This window comes from Treponema sp. OMZ 805 (genome assembly GCF_050937395.1).
Classification (GTDB): Bacteria; Spirochaetota; Spirochaetia; order Treponematales; family Treponemataceae; genus Treponema.
In genome coordinates this window covers 1-6,509 of the sequence record NZ_JACCLP010000022.1, presented here as the reverse complement: position 1 = coordinate 6,509, position 6,509 = coordinate 1, and the positions used below count along the sequence as shown (strand labels likewise).

4 protein-coding genes and 1 pseudogene are annotated in these 6,509 nt (G+C 39.9%); 1 reads left to right on the top strand and 4 read right to left on the bottom strand.

The window, feature by feature from the left end; genetic code table 11:
- The first annotated feature begins 681 nt into the window (after positions 1–681).
- The gene (locus HGH47_RS11825; RefSeq protein WP_212566155.1) at positions 682–942 is read left to right on the top strand and encodes a hypothetical protein; all 261 of its coding nucleotides are present in this window, start codon (positions 682–684) and stop codon (positions 940–942) included.
- A 175-nt stretch (positions 943–1,117) separates the two neighbouring features.
- On the opposite strand, the gene HGH47_RS11820 is transcribed toward HGH47_RS11825, so the two are convergent.
- From HGH47_RS11820 to HGH47_RS11805, 4 genes and pseudogenes are all read right to left on the bottom strand, one after another.
- Positions 1,118–1,534: a hypothetical protein gene (locus HGH47_RS11820; protein ID WP_212566154.1), complete on the bottom strand. Its 417-nt coding sequence runs from the start codon at positions 1,532–1,534 to the stop codon at positions 1,118–1,120.
- A complete protein-coding gene (locus HGH47_RS11815; RefSeq protein ID WP_212566153.1) occupies positions 1,515–2,201 on the bottom strand; it encodes a hypothetical protein in 687 nt (228 codons plus the stop codon). The genes HGH47_RS11820 and HGH47_RS11815 overlap by 20 nt, the downstream gene beginning before the upstream one ends.
- Positions 2,198–2,950 (bottom strand): TIGR04255 family protein, encoded by a 753-nt coding sequence (locus tag HGH47_RS11810; RefSeq protein WP_315441994.1) that lies wholly within the window; start codon positions 2,948–2,950, stop codon positions 2,198–2,200. Before HGH47_RS11810 ends, HGH47_RS11815 begins: the two co-directional genes overlap by 4 nt.
- Positions 2,951–3,415: 465 nt before the next feature.
- Positions 3,416–6,509: pseudogene (locus HGH47_RS11805) on the bottom strand (hypothetical protein); the annotation flags it as partial.

Genomic DNA, 6,509 nt, shown 5'->3' with positions numbered 1-6,509 from the left:
CATTGAACAAGGTATTGAGCGCGGCATTGAACAGGGGGCTTACCAAAAAGCTCGTGAAACTGCAACCGCATTTAAAAGACTTGGAATTGATATTGCCAAAATAGCAGAAGGAACCGGCTTAACCGTACAGGAAGTTGAAGCGTTGAACTAATTCAGAATTATGTCTTGCGCTCTCCCCCACAAAAATAAAAACACCCACACCCATGTAGACACAAAAAGAGCCGATAAGCATTAAACCAGTTCGGGAACTCACCTTTCTAAACAGGTTACCTTGAAATGCAAGGTTCACTCATCCGGCGCTTTGCTTTTTGCGTCTCCCCTACTCCATCATCCCCACTATGGATGCCGCTTCTGCGCAGCCAGCACCTTTTGAAAATAGACGGAGTAGATGCTTTGCCAGCAAATGTACATCCGTGTACATTTGCTGGCGGCGAGTTTGCTTTCGCAAACATCGCTGCTGCATGGAAACACGGACATCCGTGCCCGTCCTGATACGTTGAGACGATGCAGGCGCCCATGTATTTTAAAACCAACACTTTTGAAAATAGATGGTGTAGATACGAGGCGCGAGCACAAATTAACCGCAGGCGTATCTTTGATACGTTGAGGATTAATTTGTGTGCAGCAACGAAGTAGATACGCCGTATATTTTCAAAAGGAAATCGAAGGGGGTCATAAAATATGTTAGTAGCCGAATACGATTATGATACGGACATTGCGGTACAGAGAGAAGAGGCAGGCAGAATAGCCTTTGCCAAGGGGATATCTCAAGGAATACAGCAAGGCTTTGAACAAGGTGCTTATCAAAAAGCCCGTGAAACTGCTAAAAACTTAACTGAAATGGGTTTTGCTGTAGAAGCTATCTCAAAAGCTACCGGCTTAAGCCTTGAAGAAATAGAAAGGTTACAATACCTCAGACCCCACTACCAACTCCAGCCATAAAAAATCCCCCGACGGGAGAAAGTAAACCTATATTAGCTTAAACCTCATTTCATCTTAGTATACTCAATAAAGGAATCCCCAAGCCATGCAAGCACTGGCTTATTTGTCCCACCCTCAGTATAGTTGTCTATCATCACACAGTTAAACTCAGGGATCTTGCATTGGGCTTAAATATTCACACAACATCAAACCAAGAGGAATTTGCTACAAAAGCTTCGCATACTGGAGCTTTTTTTAAACCAATAATCAATGAATGAGCAATATTTTCACCGTGAATATCATTATCTGATGATGTTATTGGACTATATTTAATCGATTGATGCCACTCACGGATTATCTGTGTACTTCTTTTTGGATTAACCGGATTACGAATTGCTTCACAAACATTAATTTGAATTATTCGCGTCTTTCCTTCAGCAATATGAAATGATGTTGATGGATCTTGCCTAAATAATTTCCAATCGCAAGAAAGGCTTCTATCCATAAAAATAGAAATCGGAATTTCCAACTGTCCGTCTGGGAATGCTGCCGGATTACAATAGCGAAAAAGAACTTCTCCGTTCGGTATTTCATCATTCGGTTGGTAATTCATTAATTAGCCTATATTGATAAATTATTTTATTAGCATCCATACTTTCCGTAATTGAATAATAGTAATCATAATACTTTAAATCAATATCAATTGTACCTTCATTAAATATTGAAACATACATGGCATTATTTTCATTGATATGTAACTCAAAACAAATGCCTCCGCTCGGTATGGGGCCTATAATTATTTTAGGGATTGGAAGATTTCTTTTGTTGAGTATTAATCGCGTAAGATCTGATAAGAACCTTTTTCCAACAGAAAGTGAAATTTGACTTGGAATTTCTGATTTACCATTAATCCAGTTGTTATTTAAACTAGAAAGACTATCGAGATATTTTTTTCTATTCATTAATAATAGAGCAAAATTTTGTTTTTCAACAATAGCCCAATTATCCTCTGTTTTAATTTTCTCAAAAAAAGAAATCTTTGAATTTTGGTAAATAGGTTCTAAATTATCCTCAAAAAAAGAAATCTTTGAATTTTGGTAAATAGGTTCTAAATTATCCTCAAAAAAAGAAATCTTTGGATTTTGGTAAATAGGTTTTAAATTATCCTCAAAAAAAGAAATCTTTGAATTTTGGTAAATAGGTCTTAAATTATCCTCAAAAAAAGAAAAATTAGATAAAGTACTATTTTGAGAGATTATTCCATTATAGGAGTTTATCATAACCATTCCTTCTTTAGGTTGTCAGTAAAAAGATTCTCAAAGATAAATGATTGTTTCTTATGAGCTTCTTCAAACCATGTTGTAAAAGTAAAACCTTTCAAATTTCCTCGTAATACAGTTTCTATTTTAATTACTTGACTTCCCTGTATTGAAGTGGCGGTATTAATATTGACTAGCCCAAATCCATTCAATTCACTATCTTCATAAGTATACTTAGCGAATAAATTATTGTAACCTTCTTTTGAAAAAATAGGCGGAGTAGAAATATTTATAAGGTCATTAACTTTGCTTAATTCAGGAATATAACGCTGCCAATCAATTCTATCTCCATACGAAAGGTCGAGCATATTGATATCTTCATACATATTAATATTTAATATTTCTTTAATGGAATCCAGAATACAAACAAATTGCTTATATACAGCAGAATATCCTATATAATTACCTACAGATTCTGAATCATTTCTAATCCAGTTTAAATAGATAGTGTTCGATTGGATTTGTAATAACCATTTATTATCAGAAGACCTGCGACGTAATAGCAAAGGTCCACTTAATAACGGATCTAAATTTGGAAGTAACTGAAACCCATTGAGATTCTCAATTACTAGTGGTGAAAGTATTTCCAGCAATGGAAATTGATTTTTAAAATGACCATTCAAAAAGAAAATATCATCAGAAGAAAGCTTCTGTTTTGTATATACAACGCCAAATATAACTTCTGAAATAGGAGCTTTTGTATATTTCATATAGTTCCTCCTAATTTTTATATCATAATCAGTCTTATGATATAAAAATTTTCGCGATTAATTTCTTTTTGGACATTCACAACTTTCAACATTTTTTTATCTGTGACTGCCTCTCATACATATTAGATTTTTTTGATATTAACTCATTTATTCGTTTTTTTCAACTGTTCGCTTTCATATTTTTGTTAGTCTCCCCCTCATTAAAAGCAAGCAGTGTTCCATCCTGCACACTAACACAGAACGCTGCCCCATAACACCACAACAGCCCGGTGAGCAATGCGCACCGGACTTTTTGCTTTCAGCAATCCCCTTAATTCCTCATCTTGAATTAAGGGAAACTCTGCATTCTTAATTACGAATCTCCTCCCTGCCGCGGGCAGAGAAAAAGATTACAAAAAAGGCATTGTTAAAAAACTTCCATTTTTTAACAATGCCTAAAACTTTTATTTTACTTTACAAAAGCAACTACTTGCCTACATAGAAAGCAGCACGGTAATCCGAACCGGTGGTAAACCCTACCGCAACAGGCATCATACCCGTAGCATTGTAATGCTTTGCCTGTGTTTCAATGCAAATACGGCTGTTTGCAGCACGCTCGTTAAGAGGAGCCGTCATTGTTTCCCAGCCAGCCACATTCGTCCCCGTATTGTTAAAGTCCATAGATGTTTTATAGGCAATGCGGATAGCATCGTACGAGTTGGGACGGGACACATACGTGATATACGGAGTTGCGCCGTCCATGGTCATATCTATAGACGTACCGGAATCATCCAGTACTTCCGAATCGCCAAAACCATACTTTGTTGAACCGTCATTGGACGTATTTGTAGATTTTACGTACACGAGCTGCCCTCTGGTGTTTTGGAATGCGATATGCAGAACTCCGTCGCTGCCGACACATGCATTGATGTAGTCGCTTGCAAGATTACCGTTCGGATCCGAAGAAGTGAGAACCTTTTGAATTTTCCAATCGGTAGGCAACGTAGGCTGTTTTTTCGTACTTCTTGCAAGGCGCAAGCTTCCTGTAGCAGCATCCATGTACACTACAACGGGATAGCCTTGTGTAGTCGTCGTAACGGCGATGGATTCCCACACCGCATTTGAAACGGAAAGGCCGTCTTCAAATGTGTTCAGTACATACGGCTTTGCCTCATTATTTGAACCGTCAGGATTTACAAATTTAAATGTTTTCTGCTCCGCCGGAGCATCAGCCGGAGCGTCAGGTACTGCACATTCGCTATCGGTTACATCGGTATTGCCGTCAATGACGCACCACGGAAGCGCTTGGTCTCTTGTAATCGGCTTTTTGCTGTCATCTACCCAGGCGAATTTTACGGCTCCGGTCAACCGATCATAGTAAACCGTATAAATATTGTCTCCGGAACGCACTGTCCGTATGTTTTTAAACTGCTGCAATTCATTATCATAAGTAAACAGTTCAAACCGGTATATTCTAAAATAATTCGGGACTGTACTGACCTCTACCAGCGGTGCATCTTTATCATAGAGATATAAGCCCCCAGCATTTGCAGATTGGGTATCGTTCCAAGGATAACTAGAGTCTCCGTTTCCCCAGTCAAAATCACGACCTCCATGATAATTTGCAGCATACAGTACATTTACTTCCGCTCCATTCACGGTTATATCGGTTTCTTCCGGCGGGTCATATCCGGTAAATACTCTTGTTGCACCATCTCCGGCTGTAACAGCACCTCCTCCCGTAAATGCATCTGAATAATACACTGACGACTTTGAGTAATTACTGAATGAAGCATACAGTGTACCGTCAGTTCCTTTACTCATTGCAGGATAAATGGCATTTTTACTGCCCTTAAACGTATCTTCCTTATTTACACGCCAGATATGCACAAATCTGTCGTCGGAATGTTTCTCGGTTCCGTATGTATCGGATTTTTCCATATTGCTTTCGGTATACGCATTTGTATTATTCACCGCAGCAACACCGTTTACCACAAGATGCAGATATCCGTCTTTTGCCGTATCGGGAACTGTAAAGCTAAAACTCTTCTTATCACTACTTAAAGTAAGACTCTCCATTGGAACTGGAGAACCGGTTCCGTCTTTATTTTCAGTAATCTTTAAAGAGGGAGCGTTTCCTTCAAAGTTAAAGCCTGTAATCGTATTGCCAGCTTCCCCGCGGAGCAAAGGTATAGCACCGCTTCGCGCACGCTTTGTATTATAGGTACTATTTCTAGTGACCCCCGTAATATACGGCACGACATCAACCTTTCTGTTATCAGACACGGTATTTGTTTGAGCGGTATCTTTTACCGTTATCGTTATGGTCTTATTGGTTCCGACACCGCCATTTATCTTCGAGCTATCCCAATCAAGCCTCCATTTAACGGTATGCCCGTCTTCAACACTGAACTCATTCGATACAACAGTAAACTTCCATCCGTTTGTATCAACATTACCGGATTCTACCGTAAAATTACCGGTTGAAGTACTATACGTTGCAAGCCTGTGACCTACTTGAGCATCCGTAGTACTTGCGCCGGTGAACGTAAAGCCGTCGATCTTTGCCCAAATTTCCGTAATAACCTGATCATCATACGCAGTACCGGTAATGCTTATTTTGCCGGAAACCTGCGAATTACCGCTCGCCTTGATTTCGATGTGTCCGTTATCGCGGCTGTTGCCGTACAAGCTGTTATCGCTTTCGGAAACCCACTTAAACGGATTTATCTCGTTTGTGGGCGCAATTCTGTCTGTAGTATCGACAATAACATCAAGTTCCAGTTCTGCCATCCACGTATCGGTACCGCAAGTTAAACCAGATGCAGAATCCCATACGGTAAGCAGAAGCTTACGCTTTTTGGGGTCGCTTGTGGCAAGGTCATCACTTTGACCTATTTTAGTAAAATCAGCCGCACTCAGCGTAATGACACCGTCTGCCGGTAAATCTGTTAAACCTTTTACTTCCTGACCGTTTGTTACGCATTTCAACGTATACTTTTTAGGATCGGTTCCGCCAGTCGTTCCAATTTTAATGTGCGACTTATCGTTTTTAAACCTAAACGTACCGCCGTCAGCTTTACCGTGCCAATCATATTTTTCACTGTCGATACCGTCAGGGTTAGCGGCATCATAGGTTAAAGCTAATGCTTTGGTCTCAACCGTCGTCGTGCTGACATTTTCGATAGTGCCGTTCCGGTTCATGTCCGTTCCCAATGCTACAGCACTTATCTTCAAAGGACTTTTCTTCAGTTTTACCGGTACTTCAATCGGAGCAGAGGCATTATTTGCACGGTCAATCGGCGTAATGACGATTTTCCCCGTACCATCTACAAAACTGCTGACATCGAGTTCACCTTTCCATGTTACAAAGTTGACATCGCCGTTACCGACATCCGTTCGCACGCCGCTCGGTAACTCTAACGTCATTTTGCTTGATGCAACACCATTATAGTTTACTTCGACTTTTTCAACCCCAGCGCCTACATCATACGCAGCGCCGGATACCCACACTTTACCGCTACTGTCAGGCCTCAAATATTCAATGGGGCTGTAAATAAGATACCCCTTTGTAGGATTA